Here is an 18,354-nt window from a genome sequence, read left to right on the forward strand (position 1 = left end):
GCACTCCAGCGGATTTCGATGAGGTGAGCATGCCGACGCGGAAGCGGTCGGGGGCGCGGGTGTTGGCGGTGTGGTGTCCGGATTGGCCTGCCGTCGCGGCCGCCGCGGTGGCCGATGTGCCGCCCACTCGGCCGGTGGTGGTGTTGCACGCCAATCGGGTGGTGGCGTGTTCGGCGGTGGCGCGTGGGGCGGGGGTGCGGCGAGGGCTCAAGCGCCGGGAGGCGCAGGCGCGTTGCCCGGATATGCATGTGGCGCAGTCGGATCCGGATCGGGACGCGCGGCTGTTCGAACCGGTGGTGGCGGCCGTGGACGCGACCGTGCCCGGCGTGGAGGTGCTGCGGCCGGGGCTGTTGGTGCTGTCCGCGCGCGGCGCGGCGCGGTTCTTCGGCTCCGAGGAGGCGGCGGCCGAGCGGCTGGTCGACGCCGTCGCGGCGACGGGAGTGGAATGTCAGATCGGCATCGCCGACGAGTTGTCCACCGCAGTGATCGCCGCCCGTCGCGCCACCCTCGTCGCACCCGGCGCGGGGGCGCGGTTCCTCGCGCCGCTGCCGGTCGCCGAACTCGCCCTCGAACCGAGCCTGGCCGCCCCGGAACGCGAGGAACTGGTGGACCTGTTGCACCGCTTGGGTTTGCGCCGCATCGGCGACTTCGCCGCGCTCACCCCGGTCGAGGTCGCCTCCCGCTTCGGCGCCGACGCCATCCGCGCGCACCGCTGCGCCCGCGCCGAATCCGAACGCCCGCCCTCGGCCCGCCCGCCCGAACCGGACCTGATCGTCGAATATCCCTGCGATCCGCCGATCGAACGCGTCGACGCCGCCGCCTTCGCGGGCCGCCTGCTGGCCACCCGCCTGCACGACCGCCTGTCCGCCGCGGGCGTGGCCTGCACCCGCCTGTCGGTGGTCGCGGAAACGGCCGCGGGCGAACGTCTTTCCCGCATCTGGCGCTGTGCCGAACCGCTCACCCCGGAGGGCACCGCCGACCGCATCCGCTGGCAACTCGACGGCTGGCTCACCCAGCGCGCGCTGTCGGGACGGCACCCGGATCCCGGAGCCGATTTCGGCCGCGTCCACGGCCGGGCCGACCCCGAATCGGAACACCAGCGCCGCGACCCGTACCGGGTCGGTGCGCCCGAGACGACGCCGCGCGACGAACCTCGGCGCGGCGACCTGGATCGGCAAACCGACTCGACCACAATGGATTTCGAATCCGATACGGCGGGGGAAGGAAACGGATCCTCCCGCCGCCCCGGAAGATTGCGTCCCGAGCGCCCGCGCCGACCGTCTGCGGAACCCGCCCCCGACGATCGACGCCCCGGATCGGGCCGAGGAGCGCAGGCCGACGGACATCGTCGCCGCTCGACCCCGGCCGCCGCGATCCCGAGCGCCCCCATCGTCCTGCTGCGCCTGGAACCGGTGGAGGTGGTCGCCTCCGGCGCACTGCAACTCGGCCTGTGGGGCGGCGTCGGGGAGGACGACGAGCGGGCCCGGCGCGCACTGGTCCGCGTCCAAGGACTGCTGGGCGGCGAGGCCGTACGGATCGGGGTGCTGAGCGGCGGCCGCGGCCCCACCGAACGGGTGACCTCGGTGCCGCTCGGCGACGAACTCGTGCCCGCGGCCGACCCGGGACCGCCCTGGCCGGGCCGACTGCCTCAACCCTCGCCGACCGTGGTGCTGCGCAATCATCCGGAGGTCACCCTGGAGGCCGACGACGGCACGCCCGTCTGGATCACCGAGCGCGGGCTGTTCACCGCCGAACCGGCCGTCCTGCGCTGGGGCGACAAGCAGTGGCCGGTGTCCGGCTGGGGCGGACCCTGGCTGCTGGACGAGCGCTGGTGGTCCGGCGACCGCGCGGGCGACTGCGCCGTCCGGGCCCAGGTCATGCTCGACGGCCAGTTCCGCGTCCTGCTGCTGCTCGGCTACGCCGACACCTGGCATGTCGAGGGCCTCTACGAATGACATCCGCGCCCGTCAGGACCTCTTCGGCAGTTCCTGCACGGCCCACTTGTTGCCGTCGGGATCGGCGAAGTAGGTGAACAGTCCCCAGCCCTCGTCCTTGACCGGCGTGGCCTCGACGCCCGCGGCGACCAGGTCCCGGTACGCCTGCTCGGCGCTGGCGACCACCACCTGCATGCCCTCGACGCTGCCCGGCGCGGCCTGCGTGATACCCCTGCCGATGCAGATCGAACAGCCCGAGCCCGGCGGGGTCAGCTGCACGAAACGGATGTCGGGCGTGGGACTTTCGTCGTAGTCGGCATTGAAACCGATCTTGGTGTAGAAGTCCTTGGCGCGGTCGACATCGGTGACCGGGATGGCGACGAGCTCGATTTTCCAATCCATGCCGCGAAGCATCCCACTGGGCACCGACAACTACGGTCGAGTCCAGGTCAGGGCCATCGTGAAGGGGTGTCCGCGCAGTCGCGCCCACCGGGGTTTGGCCGCCAGCCACGCGTCGTCCACCACCGCCTCGGCCGCCTCGACCAGCCGCCAGCCCGCCGCGACACCGGCGTTGACCCGATCGCTGAACAGGTGCAGATGGGTACTGATCGCCAGCGACTCCCCGGTCGCGTCGGTGTAGTGCGTCGGCATGCCCGTCACCATGATGAACTGCGGGTGATAGCTGACCGCCACGAACGTCGCCGCGGGCGCGGCCAGCCGTCGCGCCTCCTCGAACAGCGGACCGAGTTCGGGCAGATGCTCGTCGATGAGCGAACAGATCACCAGATCGTAAGCGCCGCTGGGCAATCCGGTGTCGCGCACATCGGCCAGGGTGAGCGAGTCGTGCGCGCCGCGCTCGCGGGCCCGGGCCAGCATGCCCGCGCTCAGATCCACGCCGTCGATCCGCTCGACGCCCTTGCCGCGCAGCCACGCGCCGGTCCGCCCGGTGCCGCAGCCGAGGTCCACGGCCCGGCGCAGCCGTCCCCATTCGGGTCGGCGCAACCGGTCCAGCAGGGCCAGATCCATCTCGTCCATGACGGTCTGCTCGTAGGTCGGCGCCCAGCCGTCGTATCCGGTGGCGACGTCGACGGTGCGATAGTTCCGGCTGTCGAAATCGGCGAAGGTCGGCATGTCGGCAGTATGCGTGCCGAAGCCGCGACGGCCCAGCCATTTTCGCGCGGGCCGCTGCGTTCGCGTCCGATCGCCCGATGAGAGAGGTATGCGAACTGCGACGGCCGTGGGCGACGCCCGGACTATGGCGGAGGGCACAACCCACGGCGGTGCCGACACGCGATCCGTATCGTGGGAACTCGTGGAATCGACAGTTACCCGGGTGCCGCTGGACGGCGTGCTGATCGCCTATCGCGATTCCGGCCCGTCGCCGGTCGAGCATCCGCTCTCCGACGTGCCGGTGCTGTTGGTGCACGGCATGGGCGGCGACGGTCACACCTGGGACCGCTTCGCGCGGCGCCTGTTCGGGCTGGGCCGCCGGGTGATCGTCCCCGATCTGCGCGGCCACGGCCGCAGCGCCCACACCGAGTCCTACCGCTTCGACGAGTTCGGGGCCGACGTGCTGCGGCTGTGCGAGCGGCTCGGGTTGACCGAGGTCGATCTGGTCGGGCATTCGCTGGGCGGGTACGCGGTCTCGTGTGTGGCGATCGAGCGGCCCGACCTGGTCCGCCGCCTGGTGATCGAGGAACAGCCGCTGCCGCTGCGTTCCGGCGACGAGCAGCTCGCCCTGACCCGGCGCATGCCCACGGTCGCGGAACTGTGGCACGCCAGCAGCAGCCTGCTGCGGCATCCGCGCGCGGTGCTGGCCTTCGACCGTTCGATGACCCGGACCGCGCTGGAACAGTTCCGCAAACCCAATCCGGAGTGGTGGGAAGCGTTGCGCGGCATCACGGCCCCGACGCTCATGCTGTGCGGGGGCCCGGGCGGCATGGTCGATCCGGACAAGCTCGAGATCGTGCGCACCAGCATCGCCGACTGCGCGGTCGAGTCGTTCGCGTGCGGGCACAGCATCCATCGCGACCGCTACGGCGAATTCGCCACCGCGGTCCTGCCGTTCCTGGGCCATTGACCGATTTCGAGGGCATGCTCTGTTCGGCGGCGGCGGCGGATCTTCCCCTGCCCGGCACCGCGACCCGGGTTTCGGGCTGGTTGTGCGTCGAACAGCCGGGAGCCTGGGGCCGGGATGTGATCGGCGACGAGGTCCTCGGTCCCGAGATCACCGCGGAACTCGCGCCCCGGCTGAAGGCCGCGCGGGTGCGCCCGACCCTGATCCGCCGCCCCGGTCGCAACGAATTCACCGGTGACCGAACGGTTTTCCTCGTCGCCTCCGGCCCCCGCGACTCGTGGTGCGAACGCCTCGAGATCACCGATCTGAAACAACTGCTCGACCTGGATCTGAGCCTGCTCGACGGCCCCGCTCCGAAAATCGGTGCGCCGGTGACCGATCCGCTGGTCCTGGTCTGCGCCCACGGCAAACGCGACCAGTGCTGCGCCCTGCTCGGCCGCCCCATCGCCGCCCGCCTGTCCGCCGAGTACCCGGACCTGGTCTGGGAGTGCTCCCACACCGGCGGCCACCGCTTCGCCCCCGCCCTGGTGCTGCTCCCCTCCGGCCTCACCTACGGCCGCGTCGACCCCGAGGCCGCGCTCGCCGCCGTGGCCGCCGCCCACCGAAACGACCTCGCGCTCGAGGGTTTTCGCGGCCGCAGCTGCTACACCCCGGTCGAACAGGCTGCCGAAATCGCCGTCCGCCACCGCATTTCCGCCCCCGCCGACGCCCTCACGGTCACCACCACCCCCGACGCCACCCCCACCGGCGACCCTTCGACCTTCGCGGGCGCGGCCACCGTCACCCACCGCGACGGCCGCCGCTGGCGCATCACGGTCCACACCGTCGCCTACCCGCCCCGCCCGGCCAGCTGCGGCGCCAAACCGAAACCGGCCACCGGGCTCGTCGTCGACGACATCCGCGAGTTATCTTGAGCCGCAACATGTTACTTGCTCTCAGCTGGGGCTCTGCCGCTCCGGCGCACGTGCGGCCGCCCCTACCAAAGGAGCCGCGAGATCCTTTGGGCCACAAGAGTTCGCGCTCATCGCTGTGGCTCTGCTCGTCTTGTGGTGCTCGTCTGTCACCAATGGGTGCCGGGCACCAGGCGGGCCGCGCGTTGCAGGGCCGTGCGGGTCACGCGGGCGGGGGTGGACACCGGGCGGCGGGGCTTCTCCTGGGGCTCGGGGGCGGGCGATTCCGTGGGGGTTTCGGAGGTGGGCTCGCCCTTGGCGGCGGGGGAGTCGGGGAGCGCGCGGTAGTAGCGGTGCAGGATGGCGTCCTTGAGGCGCGGGGTGAGCAGGCTGCCGTATTCGGCCAGGGTGCCGACGGGGACGTCGATGCGCTTGGGGCGCTCGGTCAGGGCGCGAACGATGGTGGCGGCCGCCCACTCCGGTGATTCCGAGGGACCCTGGCGGCCGCTCGGCGCGATCATCGGCGTGCGCACCAAGGGCATGTGGATGGTGGTGAAGGTGACGTTGTCGGCGAGCATCTCGGCCGCGGTGACCTCCGCGAACTTGTCCAGCGCGGCCTTGCTGGCGAGGTAGGCGGCGAAGCGCGGCGTCGCGACCTGCACCCCGGCGCTGGAGATGTTGACGATGTGGCCGAACTTGCGTTCGCGCATCTGCGGCAGCAGTGCCAGCGTCATCCGCACGGCCCCAAAGTAGTTGACCGCCATGGTCCGTTCGAAGTCGTGCAGCCGGTCGGTGGATCGGTGCACGGCCCGGCGGATCGATCGCCCGGCATTGTTGACCAGCATGTCCACATGGCCGTGCTCGTCGAGAACGGTCGTGACCGTCCGCTCGACCGAATCGGAATCGGTGACATCGCACTGGTATCCGTAGGCCCGGCCGCCGGCGGCCCGGATCTCCTCGACGACGGAGGCCAACTCCTCGCCCCGCCGCGCGAGCAGGAAGACCACCGCGCCCTTTTCGGCGACCGCGATCGCCGCGGCCCGGCCGATCCCGGAGGAGGCTCCCGTGATGAGCACGTGTCTGCCGGTCAGATCCCGGCGGGCGCGCCGACGGGATCGATAACCGCCGGATTCGAGGGTCTCGGACATCACGCTCTCCCTTGATGCGATCGATGTGCCCTGAACTTACTCCAAAGTAAGTTCGCTCGCCAATGTGGCTGATCACAGTCCGGATACCGAACTTCCCCAGTTCGATTCTCGAATGTATGTTCGAGACAAATAGGAACCGATCGGTATGCCGGAGGTGTGCATGGGCTGGAGCGACGGCCCGCCGACCTGGGCGGAGATGGAACGGGTGCTGTCCGGGAGACCGGGCCGTCCCGCCGATCCGCCCGGCGACGGCGGCGACAGCCCGGCCTGGTCGCGCAAGCGCGGGACCTACCGAGCGGGATCGCGTCCGCCCACCGAACCCACGGTGCCCTACGCCGAACTGCACACCCACTCCGCCTACAGCTTCCTCGACGGCGCCTGCCAGCCGGAGGATCTGGTCGAGGAGGCCGTGCGGCTGGGCCTCGAGGCGCTCGCGCTCACCGATCACGACGGGTTCTACGGGGTGGTGCGCTTCGCCGAGGCGGCGGCCGAATGGGGTCTGCCCACGGTCTTCGGCGCGGAACTGTCGCTGGGCAGCGCGGCGCGGGCGAGCGCGCACCTCGAACCTCGCGGCCGTGCCCGTCGACCGGCGCCCGCCGATTCCGAGCCGCGCACCGGCGTTCCCGATCCCGCGGGCCCGCATCTGTTGGTGCTGGCGCGCGGGCAGGAGGGTTATCGCCGATTGTCGCGCGAGATCTCGGCCGCGCACATGGTCGCGGGGGAGAAGGGCATCCTGCGCTACGACCTGGACCGGCTCACCGAGGCGGCCGGGGGGCACTGGCAGATCCTCACCGGTTGCCGCAAAGGCCCGGTGCGCCAGGCACTTCAGCGCGGTGACGCCGCGGCCGAGGCGGCGTTGCGCGAGCTGACCGATCGGTTCGGCGCCGACCGCGTGACCGTGGAGCTCACCCACCACGGCATCCCGACCGACGACGAACGCAATGCCCGGCTGCTCGCCCTTGCCGATCGGGTGGGCCTGCCCGTGATCGCCACGACCGCAGCGCATTTCGCCGCGCCCCGGCACCGCCGCCGGGCCATGGCCCTGGCCGCGATCCGGGCCCGGCAGAGCCTGGACGAGATGGACGGCTGGCTGGCCCCCGCGGGCGGGGCGCATCTGCGGTCGGGGGCGGAGATGGCCCGGCTGTTCGAGACCTGTCCGCAGGCGGTGGCCAATGCCGTGACGCTCGCCCGGGAATGCGCCTTCGACCTGAAACTCATCGCGCCGGAACTGCCGCCGTTCGAGCTCCCCGACGACCACGACGAGGATTCCTGGCTGCGCAAGCTCGCCTACGAGGGCGCGGCCCGCCGCTACGGCCCGCCGGAGCGAAACCCCAAGGCGTACCGGCAGATCGATCACGAGCTGCGGATCATCGCCGATCTCGGCTTCCCCGGTTATTTCCTGGTGGTACACGACATCGTCGCGTTCTGCCGGGCCAACGACATCCTGTGCCAGGGTCGCGGTTCGGCCGCCAATTCCGCGGTCTGCTACGCCATCGGCATCACCAATGTCGATCCGGTCAGCAATGATCTGCTGTTCGAACGGTTCCTGGCGCCCGAACGCGACGGGCCGCCCGATATCGATATCGACATCGAATCCGATCGGCGCGAGGAGGCGATCCAGCACGTCTACGCCAAATACGGCCGCGAATACGCCGCCCAGGTGGCCAATGTGATCACCTATCGGGGGAAGTCCGCGGTGCGCGATGCCGCACGGGCCCTGGGGTTTTCGCCCGGTCAGCAGGACGCGTGGAGCAAACAGGTGAGCCGGTGGACCGGGGTGGCGGGCGAGCGGCACACCGACATCCCGGACCGGGTGCTGGAACTGGCCGGGGAGATCGAGGGACTGCCGAGGCATCTGGGCATTCACTCCGGCGGCATGGTGATCTGCGATCGGCCCATCGCCGACGTCTGCCCGGTCGAGTGGGCCCGCATGCCCGGGCGCAGCGTCCTGCAGTGGGACAAGGACGATTGCGCCGCGGCGGGTCTGGTGAAATTCGACATGCTCGGCCTGGGCATGCTCTCGGCGCTGCACTACATGATCGATCTGGTGCGCGAGCACACCGGACAGGTAGTCGAGCTGTTCGAGCTGGATCTGCGGGAGACGGCCGTCTACGAGATGCTGTCGCGGGCGGATTCGGTGGGGGTGTTCCAGGTGGAGTCGCGCGCGCAGATGGCCACCCTGCCCCGGCTGCGGCCGCGTGCCTTCTACGACCTGGTCGTGGAGGTGGCGCTGATCCGGCCCGGACCGATTCAGGGCGGTTCGGTGCATCCCTATATCCGCCGCCGCAACGGCGCGGAGGAGGTCACCTACGAGCATGAGGCGCTGCGCAATTCGCTCGAGCGCACGCTGGGTGTGCCGCTGTTCCAGGAGCAGTTGATGCAGATGGCCGTCGATGTCGCCGGTTTCAGCGCGGCCGAGGCGGACCAATTGCGCCGGGCGATGGGTTCCAAACGTTCCACCGAGAAGATGGAACGGCTGCGGGAGCGGTTCTATCGGGGTATGCGCGAATTGCACGGCATCACCGGCGATCTGGCGGACCGGATCTACGAGAAGGTGTACGCGTTCGCGAATTTCGGCTTCCCGGAAAGCCATTCGCAGAGTTTCGCCGCGCTGGTGTTCTATTCGGCGTGGTTCAAGCTGCATCATCCGGCGGCGTTCTGCGCGGGGCTGCTCAACGCCCAGCCGATGGGGTTCTATTCGCCGCAGTCGCTGGTGGCCGACGCGCGCAGGCACGGGGTGGTCGTCCACGGTCCGGACGTCAACCACAGCCTCGCCGACGCCACCCTGGAACAGCGCGGCACCCAGGTGCGGCTCGGGTTGGCCGCGATCCGGCACATCGGCGACGAACTGGCCGAGAAGATCGTCGCCGCACGGGAATCCGGGCATTTCACCTCCTTCTTGGATCTGACCGGTCGGGTGGAGCTGACGGTGCCGCAGGCCGAGGCGCTGGCCACCGCGGGTGCGCTCGCCAGCCTGGGCCTGACCCGCCGCCAGGCGCTGTGGGGCGCCGGGGCGGCGGCGGGGGAGCGGGCCGACCGCCTGCCGGGCACCGGCGCCGCCACCACCGCCCCCGCCCTGCCCGGCATGGGTGAGCTGGAGCTGGCGGCGGCCGACGTCTGGGCGACGGGGGTGTCGCCGGGCAGCTACCCCACCGAATTCCTACGCCCGCAACTGAATTCGCTCGGTGTGGTGCCCGTGAACCGCCTCGGTGCGGTGGCGGACGGGACCAAGGTGCTGGTGGGCGGCGCGGTCACCCATCGGCAGCGGCCCGCCACCGCGGCCGGGGTCACCTTCATCAATCTGGAGGACGAGACCGGCATGGTGAACGTCGTCTGTTCGGTGGGGCTGTGGCACCGCTATCGCCGGGTCGCTCAGAGCGCACCGGCTCTGCTGATCCGCGGGCGTATCCAGAACGTCGAAGGGGTGGTCAGCGTGGTCGCCGAACATCTTCAGCGCATGGATCTGCGGATGGGGTCGAAGTCGCGCGACTTCCGGTGAGCGCGTTCAGAAGTCGCCGCTACCACCCCCGCTGTCTCCACCGCCGCCGTCGAATCCGCCGCTGTCGCCGCCACCGAAATCGGCGTCGCCGCCCCCGCCGCCCCACTCCTGGGGCGACTGGTCGTAGCCGGAATCCGGTGGCGGCTGGTCGTAGTCGTGCGCGCGTTCCTCGTCGCGACCTTCCATCCGGCCCAGCTCGTAGCCGAGCAGACCGCCGCCGACCGCGCCCGCCGCCGCGCCGAGACCGCCCGCCATCCCCGGGCTCATCCCGCGGCGGCCGTACCCGGGCCCGTAGCCCTGGTCGTAGCCGGGGCCATAGCCTTGGTCGTAGCCGCCGGGGCCGTAACCTCCCGGCCCGTAGCCGCCGGGCGGGTTCCCCCGGGTGAAGGGACCGCCGCCACCCCGGCCGCGGCGCCGGAACAGCGCCACCACCGCGGCGACGACCAGCGCGATGACCACCAGCGGGCACAGCACGCTCCACAGGCTGAAGCCGGTGTTGTGGCGACTGTGCTGAGCCTGCGGGGCGGGCGTGGCGCGGTTGCTCCGGGTGGGTGCGGGCTGATTCGCCGTCTGCGCAAGCGAATTCAGCGCGCCGACCGTCGCGGCGGTGTAGTCGTTGCCGCCGAAGTCGTTCTGGAACGCCTTGATCGCCGGGGACGTGTCGCGGATGTGCGAGTTGGATCCCGTGCGGATGGCCAGATGTCTGGACTTGGTGTTGATGGCGATCACCACGTCGTTGGGCGCGGTGACATGCGATTGCGCCTTCTGATCGAAGCCCGCGCTGTTGTCGGCGAGCTCCTCGGTGGTGAAGACCTGGACCGGATCCGGCACGGCATTGCCCGCGTCGGTGACTCTCGCGTCGTCGAGGACGTTCGAGTCGTCGTGGATGGTGACCGGCCCGGCAGCCGCCGGACCTGCGAATATCAGCAGCAGCGCCGCCAACATTCCGAGCAGTAACGCACCGTGCTTTGCCATAGCGCACTCTCCGCTCGTGCGAGGCTCCTGCCTCCCCGCTCCCATTCGCGAGGGTACCGCCCCGGCGCGACAGACCGGAAGGTCCATTGCAATCCGCTGCAATCCGCACCCTTTATTCGAATCCGCACCCCTTGCAAGCCATGTAAAGGGTGCGGATTCGAATAAAGGGTGCGGCTGCATATTCGTTCGTGACAGGTGTCGGCGGGCGTGGTTACCGTGGTCGAGTCGCTCGGGAACGAACGGTTAGGGGGATTCATGCGGAACAGATGTATTCTCGACGCCGAGGCCGTCATCCGCTTCGGATGCGTTGCGCGGCAAGCGTTTCAGGATTTGGACGGTGCCGCGGAAAGGACGGTGGAAAGTCTCGCTCGGGTCGCGGAATCGATTCCGTGCAGCGCGATGATTCCGGCCTGGTGTGAAACGGCCTGTACGCTCGCCAATTTGGTGCAGCACAGCGCCGATCATTTCGGCCGGGTGGCCGAGCACACGGACCGAACCGCCGACGCCGTGACCCAATTCGATCGCGCGGTGGCCGCGGAACTCGACGAAACGGCGGTGCGGACATGACGCCGCCCCGTTCCGTGCTCAGCACGTGGCGCGCCTCGGCGGCGGCCGAACGCCTGCGTGCCGAATTCGACCGGCACATCAACGATCTGGAGTCGCTGTCCACCATCGTCCTCGCCGAATGCCGCCGCCTCGAGGACGGCGGCTGGCAAGGTGCGGCCTTCGACGCGGTCCTCACCCACGTCGAGACCACACACCGGCACAACCGCCTGCTCTGCGAGCGCGCCGCGGTCCTCCGCGACGCGGGCGTGCGAGCGCTGTCGGACCTGCACCACACGGCCCTGGTCCTGCTGGACTACGTCGCCGACGCGGAGGACGCCGGATGCGTGGTCGACGAGAACTGGCGCGTGAGCGCGGAAACCGTTCACCTCACCAGCGAATGGGGTGAGGTGATCGCCGAGGCCGCCGCGGCCGTGGCCCGCGCCGACGAACGCGGCCGCGCCACCATCCGAGCCGCCCTCGACGAATTGAACCAGCTCGCAGTGCTTTTCGCCTTTCCCGCATTGCCGGAGAGGGCGAATGGCGACGATCCCCGCAAGAGCGGGAACGGGCCTTCGCCGTCGGCAAGCGAGCAGACGGGAACGACGTCCGAGAGTGTCCCGGATACGGGCGAGGGTGAGACCGCTCCCTGGCCAGCGGCTGGGGAGCAGGCGGGTACGCCCTCCTTGAATGGCGCGGGCACGGAGGCTGCGGGCGAGGGTGAGAACCCTCCTTTGCCGTCGGCTGTGGACGAGGCGGGTACGCCGTCCTCGAATGGCGCGGGCACGGAGGCTGCGGGCGAGGCGGGTACGCCGTCCCCAAATGGCGCGGATACGGAAGTCGCGGGCGAGGGGGAGAACGCTCCCTTGCCGTCGCCCGGGGAGCAGGCGAAAACGACGTCGCTCGACGCTCCGGATGGGGAAGGTGCGGACGGAGAGGCCGAAACACGTTGTGCCGGTGCCACTGCGGATGGAGAGGAGAGCGAGCAGGCCGCTACACAACCGACCGAGGACGGGGCGGGTGAGGGCGAACCGACTGTGCCGGACCTGCCGGTGCTCGAACCGCCGCCTCTCGACGGGATCAGTGTCGAACAATTGACGGCCATCATGCCCGGTCTGCCAACAGATCTGGCCGAGCGGTATCTGCCCGCGCTCAATGCGGCCCTGTGGGAGGGCGAGATCACCACGCGGTTGCGTCGGGCGGCGTTCCTCGCCCAGCTCGCCCACGAGAGTGGGCAGCTGCGATATTTCGAGGAGCTGGGCGATGACGAATACTTCCGGCAGTACGACCCGGATGGGGCCAATCCGGCGGCGGGCAATACCGAGCCCGGCGACGGGCCGCGGTATCACGGGCGTGGACCCATCCAGTTGACCGGGCGGGCCAACTATCGCGAGGCGGGCGCGGCGCTCGGGCTGGACCTCGAGGGAGACCCCGAGCTGGCCGCTCGGCCCGATATCGGGTTTCGAATAGCCCAGTGGTACTGGAGTTCCCGCGACCTCAACCATCTCGCTGACGCGGCCGTTTTCGTGGCGATCACTCGGGCGATCAACGGCGGTTATCACGGCCTCGCCGACCGCGAGGCGTACTACTACCGAGCATTGGAGGTGCTGCGATGAGCCGAAACTCCGGTCCTCGCCGGTGCGCGGTGGCGGTGGTGTTGTTCGGGGTGGCCTTCTCGGCCGGATGTGCCGGTGGGCAAACTCGCACCACCGCAACGCAATCCGTCGCCTCGGTGCGTGACGATACGATGGCGCAGGCCAGGGGACACCCGTTCGTCTACTACGTCCGCGGCGGCGAGCTCGTGCTGGCCACCCCGGAACGGACCATCGCCCGACATCGGGGCACGTACACCGAATTCGGCTTCACGCAGGACAATTCGCGAATCTATGCGCTCGACGGCGCGGGCGGACTGACGTCCTTCGACATGGCCGCCGGAGCGGAGTCCCACCGTATCGACTGCCACTGCACCAAGGTCTTCCCCTTGGCGGGCGCCTCGGTCGGCTGGTGGCAGCCCGACGGATTCGCCGAATCCGACCTCTCGTCGCCGAAACCGATTGTCTCGAAGGAGGTTCGGATGCCACCGCCCCGAGATCCCCTCACCCCGGGCAACGTCTTGTCCGGTCCGCAGCTGCTGGCCGCGCACGCGAACGGGTTGATCCTCGATCTGACCGAAGCGCCGCCGGGCGTGACCTGGGCCGTCAACCACCTGTTCCAGGTCGACACCGCCACCGGCGCCGCGCGCGAGCTGGGCCGCGTCGAGGGCGTGAATATGCCGCTAGTCGCCGGCGCGTTCCGGTCCGACGGCCGCGAGGCAGCATTCATCGGACACGCTCGCGACGGAAATACCTGCGGCAGAGCGCATCTGGTCTCGGTTCAGTTGCCCGAGGGCCGGATCGACACGCAACGTCTCCCCGTCGAGTCCACCTGTTCGGCGATCACCGATCTGCGCTGGGCCGGTGCCACGGCGATCGCGACCGGATTGACGTGGGAACCGACGGCCCCAGAACGACTGACGGGAACGGAAGTGTGGACCCGCACCGGCGGCCAGTGGGACCGTCGTGGCGACACCGCCACCCTCCGCTACGGATCGCTCACACCGCAGGCCACCCTGCGCGTCAAGCACACCGGAACCGAGGGCGTGCACGCGGTTCAGTCCGGTGACCTGGTGCTGTCGAGCGCCACCGAGACGCGGGTGCTGGCTCACGATGTCATCGACGTCCGGCTGCCGTGGGTACTGCCGTGAACGCTACGGTGTCGGAAACCGAGGACAGGAGCCGCGCGTGCCGACCGTGGTCCGGGCGACCATCAAACCCAACAGCGGGAAGGGCCCGCTCGTCGAGACGCTCGACGACGGAACCCTGCTGCTGTACGTCCGGGCGCCCGCCGCGGAGGGGAAGGCCAACAGAGCGGCGATCGAACTGCTGGCCGAACACTTCGGCGTGGCCAAGAGCCGGGTGCGGCTCACCGCCGGGGCGACCTCGCGGTACAAACGCTTCGAGATCGGCGACTGAGCGGTCACTCCTCGGCGGTCGACGAGCGGGCTTGCAGCCGTTCGTATCCCAGCGTCGCCAACATCCCGACCACGACCGCGAAGCAGACGCCCACCGAGCACATCACCAGCGCCCGGGTGAGTCCGGCCGCCGCGCGGGCGTCGAAGTACAGGATCGAGCGCACCCCGAGGAACACCTGATGCATGGGCTCGAATTCGGCCAGCGCCCCGTACAACCGGGGCGTCGCCTGCACCGGCATGATGCCGCCGGAGGACGGCAGGCCGAGCGCGATGAACACGAGCATGTTGATCGGCATGCCCAGGTTGTTCAGCACCGGCAGCCGCAGCGCGGAGGCCACCGCCGAGACCACCGCCAGATTGGCCAGCGCCGTCATCCCCACCGCGAGCGAGGCGAACATGCTGAAACCGAACAGGGTCAGCCGATGATCGACGGGCATACCGAGCCAATAGGCGATCAGCTCGTAGCAGCCCGCCATCACCAGGGCCACGACCGCGATCAACGCCCACTTGAAAAGCAGTGCGCGCCAACGGTTCACCTTGGGGTCGTCCCGGGTGACGGTGTCGACGCCGATATTGATCAGCATGCTGCTGGTGAAGCCCGCGAACACCACCAGCAGCGTGTAGTAGAAGGCGGAGATGCCGTTGGCCGTGCCCTCGGGCAACGGCGCGAACTGGGTGGTGGTGACCTGGGCGGGCGACGAGAGCGTCACCAGCGCCGCGTCCGACATGACCACCCCGTTCGCTCGCGCTTGTTCGGTGGTCGTCCCGCCCAGGCGCTTGTCGACCTCGGTGAGTACGGGCGTGAGCAGCTGGGTGGTGAGCGCGATCGCGGTCGTCCCCGCGCGCGGATTGGTCCGCAGTTCGATCCCGGGCGCGGTGCCCGTGCCCGCCGCGGGCCGGGTGAGCGCGGACAACCGGTCGCTGAAGTCCTCGGGAATCACGATGGCGCCGTAGATGTTTCCCACCGACATCAGCCGATCGGACTCCGCGGCGTCGACCACGTGCCACTGGATCCGACCCGCCGGGAACGCCGCGCGCACCTGCTCGGCCACCCGCGCGCCCTCCGGCCCCCGATCGGTGTTCACCAACGCCAGCGGAAAGTCGTGCAGATTCCGTTGTGGATGCAGCACACTGCCCAGGTACGACAGCGCGAGCAGGGTCAGCAACCCCATCGCGATGACGAGCGGGACCGCCCACGTCTTGTGCTCCCAGCGGGAACCGTCGTCCGTGTCGTTCTCGTCGGTCGTCGACGTCACAGCGCGACGCTAACAGCACATCCGTGGCAATTCGCCGCCGACATGCGGTCACACCGCGCCCGGGAACCCCAACTGCCGCCACGCCTCGTACACCGCCACTGCCGCCGCGTTGGACAGATTCATCGACCGCCGTCCGGGCAACATGGGGATCCGCACCTGATCGGTCACGCGCGGATCGGCGAGCACCTCCTCGGGCAGCCCGGTCGGCTCCGGCCCGAACAACAGCACATCGCCCTTGCGGAACGCGACATCGGTGTTCCACGTCGTCGCCTTGGCCGTGAACGCGTACACCCGCTCCGGCCGAATGAATTCATAAGCCGCGGAAAGGTTTTCATGCACGGTCACCGAGGCCAGGTCATGGTAGTCCAACCCCGCCCGCCGCAACTTCGGCTCCGACAGATCGAACCCCAACGGCTCCACCAGGTGCAGCTCACACCCCGTCCCGGCCGCCAGCCGAATGGCATTGCCGGTATTGGGCGGAATACGAGGCTCGAAGAACACCACATGCAGCACGTGCCTCAGTATCTCGAGCCGTCCCGTGCGGTTCGCCGCGGGCATGACCCCTGATGCCAGAATGGCAGCGTGACCGATGCGCTCGAACACTCGCACCCTCATCAGCACGGGCCGGTGGGGCGGTTTCTCCGGACGAATCTGCCGATTCTGCTGGTGGTGGCCGTGCTGGTGGTGGCCGTGGTGTTCGTGGCGCAGGATCGGTGGCGGCGCGGGGCGTTCTTCATCGGCGGGGCGACGTTGCTCGCGGCCGCGTTGCGGTTGTGCCTGCCGACCGTGCGGGTCGGGTTGTTGGCGGTGCGCAGCAGGCCGTTCGATGTGGGGGCCTACACCTTGCTGGGCGGCAGCATCGTCGCGCTCGCGGCGACGATCAGCAGCCTCGGGGTGGCCTGAGCGTCAATCGCGGGCGGCGCGAGCGAGTTCCATCGTCTCGGCCAGCAGCTTGCCGACGGCCTCGGTCTCGGTGAGGAAGCCGTCGTGGCCGTCGCGGGAACGGACCACCTCGAGTTCCTTGCAGCCGGGGAGCAGATCGGCGAGCTCCTGCTGGGTGCGCAGCGGGTAGAGGCGATCGGAGTCGACGCCGCCGACGATGCACGGGACGGGGGTGGCGGCCAGCGCGGCCTCGATCCCACCGCGGCCGCGGCCGACGTCGTGCCGGTTCATCGCCTCGGTGAGCAGGACGTAGGTGGCGGGGTCGAACCGCTGTACGAGCTTCTCCGCCTGGTACTCCAGGTAGCTCTGCACCGCGTAGCGGCCGCCGTGCCACGGGTCCTCGTCGGCCTGACCGTGATTCTCGAAGCGGTGGTCGAGTTCGAACTCGGTGCGGTAGGTCAGGTGCGCGATGCGGCGGGCGATGCCCATGCCGGTGGTCGGGCGACGGCCGGTGCCGTGGTAGTCGCCGCCCTGCCAATCGGGGTCGGCCTTGATGGCGGCGATCTGCGTGGTCTGGGTGCCGATCTGATCGGCGGTGGCGCGCGGCCCGACGGCCAGCACCAGCGCGGCGCCGACGCGGTTGGGATGGCCGATCATCCACTCCAGTACCCGCATACCGCCCATCGAGCCGCCGACCACGGCGGCCAGCCGCGACACGCCCAGCAGATCGAACAGCGCCACCTCGGCGGTCACCTGATCGCGAATGGAGATCTCGGGAAACCGTGAGCCCCAAGGCTTTCCGTCGGGGGCGAGGGACGCGGGCCCGGTGCTGCCCTTGCAGCCGCCGAGCACATTGGTGGCGATGACACACCACTCGTCGGTGTCCAGCGGCAGACCCGGGCCGACGACGCCGTCCCACCAGCCGGGCAGCGGATGCAGTGCGTCGGGCGCGCCGACCACGTGCGAATCACCGGTCAGGGCGTGCTCGACCAGCACGATGTTGTCCAGGTCGGGCGAGAGCTCGCCCCAGCGCTGCACCGCCAGCTCGACGTCGGGGATCGTCGCGCCGCTCTCCAGGCGCACGTCCCCGATGGCGATCGTCTCCAGACGACCGTCGGCCGGGGGAAGCAGCGCGGCCGCCGAGGTGCTCGATTCGATACTCACGGTCACCGGGCCGCCGCCGTCCGAAGGGCACACACGATGTCGATGGTAACGGTCGGGTTACTCATAGCCTGCTCCTATGGGTCGCCGGACTGGGCTTGCTGGTGTTATCGGACGAGAGCCGACAACAGCAACAGCGCATTCGCGGGGACCTCCTCGATCGTCGCGCTTGCTCCCGACCCTCGGGAGCCCGGTCATCACCCGGAGCACCCCACCGCAACTGGAGGGTTGCCGGCCAGCGAGCCGGGGCTTGGCGCTGGCGCTCATGACCTTTCGAAAATGGTAGCGGATCGGCCGAACCGGACGCGAGACGGTCTCGGCGGCCTAGCCGCGCGCCTGCGCCATCGGTACCGCGCAATGCTGGATGAACTCGGCATAGGCCGCCTTGACGGCGCGAATGTTGGCCTCCGCGGACACGTTCGGGGCGCAGTCCATCGACGGCGTCTCGCATTCCATTCCGGCCCGCATGATCGCGTTCCACGTGCCCGCGATGACGCGCACGGTCAGCGAATCGGGGTCCGCGCCGATGCGCTCTGCGATAGCGGAATGGATCTCGATGGTCTTGGTGTCGGCGATGTCCATACTGCGGGCGCGCACGGTGGCGCTGCTGCGGGTGATCCGCTGCATCTGCTGGAACCACTCGAACGGCGGTTCCGCGCCCGCGAGGCTGTTGGTGACCACGGTCAGGAAGGTGTCGTGCAGGGCGACGAGCTCGTTGCCCGTGACGGGCTGCTTGCGCAGCTCGGCCCCGAGGACCCTGCCCATCTCCTCGATGGGCGCGAGGACGATGTCCTCCTTCAGCTCGAAGTACCGGTTGACCGTGCGCGGCGAGACGTCGGCGGCATCGGCGATCTGCTCGACGGTGGTCGCGTCGAACCCCTGGGCATCGCACAGGCGCAGCGCCACCTCGATGATCCGCCGCCGGGTCTGCTGCTTCTTGCGCTCCCGGAGGCCGAGCTGGGTAGGTGACTCGAGCATG

Annotated in this window: 16 protein-coding genes, 1 pseudogene and 1 riboswitch; of the genes and pseudogenes, 9 read left to right on the plus strand and 8 right to left on the minus strand. The window is 69.8% G+C overall.

Annotated elements, in window-relative coordinates; translation table 11 throughout:
- Positions 1-29 precede the first annotated feature (29 nt).
- Positions 30-1,955 (plus strand): DNA polymerase Y family protein, encoded by a 1,926-nt coding sequence (locus ACWDSJ_RS22265; RefSeq protein WP_450033984.1) that lies wholly within the window; start codon positions 30-32, stop codon positions 1,953-1,955.
- A gap of 12 nt (positions 1,956-1,967) precedes the next feature.
- On the opposite strand, the gene ACWDSJ_RS22270 is transcribed toward ACWDSJ_RS22265, so the two are convergent.
- Together ACWDSJ_RS22270 and ACWDSJ_RS22275 are read right to left on the minus strand one after the other, a co-directional pair.
- On the minus strand, positions 1,968-2,336 hold the full coding sequence (locus tag ACWDSJ_RS22270) for a VOC family protein (RefSeq protein WP_387362614.1): 369 nt from the start codon (positions 2,334-2,336) through the stop codon (positions 1,968-1,970).
- Between the two features lie 30 nt (positions 2,337-2,366).
- Positions 2,367-3,065: a class I SAM-dependent DNA methyltransferase gene (locus tag ACWDSJ_RS22275; protein WP_450033986.1), complete on the minus strand. Its 699-nt coding sequence runs from the start codon at positions 3,063-3,065 to the stop codon at positions 2,367-2,369.
- A 181-nt stretch (positions 3,066-3,246) separates the two neighbouring features.
- Between ACWDSJ_RS22275 and ACWDSJ_RS22280 the strand changes: the two genes are divergently transcribed.
- On the plus strand, positions 3,247-4,014 hold the full coding sequence (locus ACWDSJ_RS22280; RefSeq protein WP_450033987.1) for an alpha/beta fold hydrolase: 768 nt from the start codon (positions 3,247-3,249) through the stop codon (positions 4,012-4,014).
- On the plus strand, positions 4,011-4,925 hold the full coding sequence (locus ACWDSJ_RS22285) for a sucrase ferredoxin (RefSeq protein WP_450033989.1): 915 nt from the start codon (positions 4,011-4,013) through the stop codon (positions 4,923-4,925). Before ACWDSJ_RS22280 ends, ACWDSJ_RS22285 begins: the two co-directional genes overlap by 4 nt.
- A gap of 146 nt (positions 4,926-5,071) precedes the next feature.
- Here the strand turns inward: ACWDSJ_RS22285 and ACWDSJ_RS22290 are convergent.
- A pseudogene (locus ACWDSJ_RS22290) lies at positions 5,072-6,007 on the minus strand (SDR family NAD(P)-dependent oxidoreductase); the annotation flags it as partial.
- 202 nt (positions 6,008-6,209) lie between these two features.
- On the opposite strand from ACWDSJ_RS22290, the gene ACWDSJ_RS22295 reads away from it, so the two are divergent.
- Positions 6,210-9,548, plus strand: coding sequence for an error-prone DNA polymerase (locus tag ACWDSJ_RS22295; protein WP_450034190.1), 3,339 nt, complete (start codon positions 6,210-6,212; stop codon positions 9,546-9,548).
- A 6-nt stretch (positions 9,549-9,554) separates the two neighbouring features.
- Here the strand turns inward: ACWDSJ_RS22295 and ACWDSJ_RS22300 are convergent, their stop codons facing one another.
- Complete coding sequence (locus tag ACWDSJ_RS22300; RefSeq protein WP_450033990.1) at positions 9,555-10,523, minus strand: hypothetical protein; 969 nt, start codon at positions 10,521-10,523, stop codon at positions 9,555-9,557.
- 207 nt (positions 10,524-10,730) lie between these two features.
- Here ACWDSJ_RS22300 and ACWDSJ_RS22305 point away from each other — a divergent pair, with 207 nt between their 5' ends.
- The 4 genes from ACWDSJ_RS22305 to ACWDSJ_RS22320 are packed head-to-tail and all read left to right on the plus strand — an operon-like array spanning position 10,731 to position 14,077.
- A complete protein-coding gene (locus ACWDSJ_RS22305) occupies positions 10,731-11,090 on the plus strand; it encodes a hypothetical protein (RefSeq protein WP_450033992.1) in 360 nt (119 codons plus the stop codon).
- Positions 11,087-12,682, plus strand: a complete 1,596-nt coding sequence (locus tag ACWDSJ_RS22310; protein WP_450033993.1) for a glycoside hydrolase family 19 protein — start codon at positions 11,087-11,089, stop codon at positions 12,680-12,682. The genes ACWDSJ_RS22305 and ACWDSJ_RS22310 overlap by 4 nt, the downstream gene beginning before the upstream one ends.
- Positions 12,679-13,809, plus strand: a complete 1,131-nt coding sequence (locus tag ACWDSJ_RS22315; RefSeq protein ID WP_450033995.1) for a hypothetical protein — start codon at positions 12,679-12,681, stop codon at positions 13,807-13,809. The genes ACWDSJ_RS22310 and ACWDSJ_RS22315 overlap by 4 nt, the downstream gene beginning before the upstream one ends.
- A gap of 37 nt (positions 13,810-13,846) precedes the next feature.
- On the plus strand, positions 13,847-14,077 hold the full coding sequence (locus ACWDSJ_RS22320; protein WP_450033997.1) for a DUF167 domain-containing protein: 231 nt from the start codon (positions 13,847-13,849) through the stop codon (positions 14,075-14,077).
- Positions 14,078-14,081: 4 nt separating this feature from the next.
- Here the strand turns inward: ACWDSJ_RS22320 and ACWDSJ_RS22325 are convergent, their stop codons facing one another.
- Positions 14,082-15,332: a YhgE/Pip domain-containing protein gene (locus ACWDSJ_RS22325; RefSeq protein ID WP_450033999.1), complete on the minus strand. Its 1,251-nt coding sequence runs from the start codon at positions 15,330-15,332 to the stop codon at positions 14,082-14,084.
- A gap of 48 nt (positions 15,333-15,380) precedes the next feature.
- Positions 15,381-15,890 (minus strand): tRNA (cytidine(34)-2'-O)-methyltransferase, encoded by a 510-nt coding sequence (locus ACWDSJ_RS22330; protein WP_450034001.1) that lies wholly within the window; start codon positions 15,888-15,890, stop codon positions 15,381-15,383.
- A 24-nt stretch (positions 15,891-15,914) separates the two neighbouring features.
- On the opposite strand from ACWDSJ_RS22330, the gene ACWDSJ_RS22335 reads away from it, so the two are divergent.
- Positions 15,915-16,235 (plus strand): DUF3017 domain-containing protein, encoded by a 321-nt coding sequence (locus ACWDSJ_RS22335; protein ID WP_450034002.1) that lies wholly within the window; start codon positions 15,915-15,917, stop codon positions 16,233-16,235.
- A 3-nt stretch (positions 16,236-16,238) separates the two neighbouring features.
- Here the strand turns inward: ACWDSJ_RS22335 and metX are convergent, their stop codons facing one another.
- Complete coding sequence (gene metX / locus ACWDSJ_RS22340) at positions 16,239-17,378, minus strand: homoserine O-acetyltransferase MetX (RefSeq protein ID WP_387363080.1); 1,140 nt, start codon at positions 17,376-17,378, stop codon at positions 16,239-16,241.
- Positions 17,379-17,535: 157 nt separating this feature from the next.
- A riboswitch (SAM riboswitch) is annotated at positions 17,536-17,646 on the minus strand.
- Positions 17,647-17,699: 53 nt separating this feature from the next.
- Positions 17,700-18,353, minus strand: a complete 654-nt coding sequence (locus tag ACWDSJ_RS22345; protein ID WP_387362588.1) for a TetR family transcriptional regulator — start codon at positions 18,351-18,353, stop codon at positions 17,700-17,702.
- Position 18,354 lies beyond the last annotated feature (1 nt).

The sequence above is a fragment of the Nocardia sp. NPDC003482 genome, assembly GCF_053588115.1.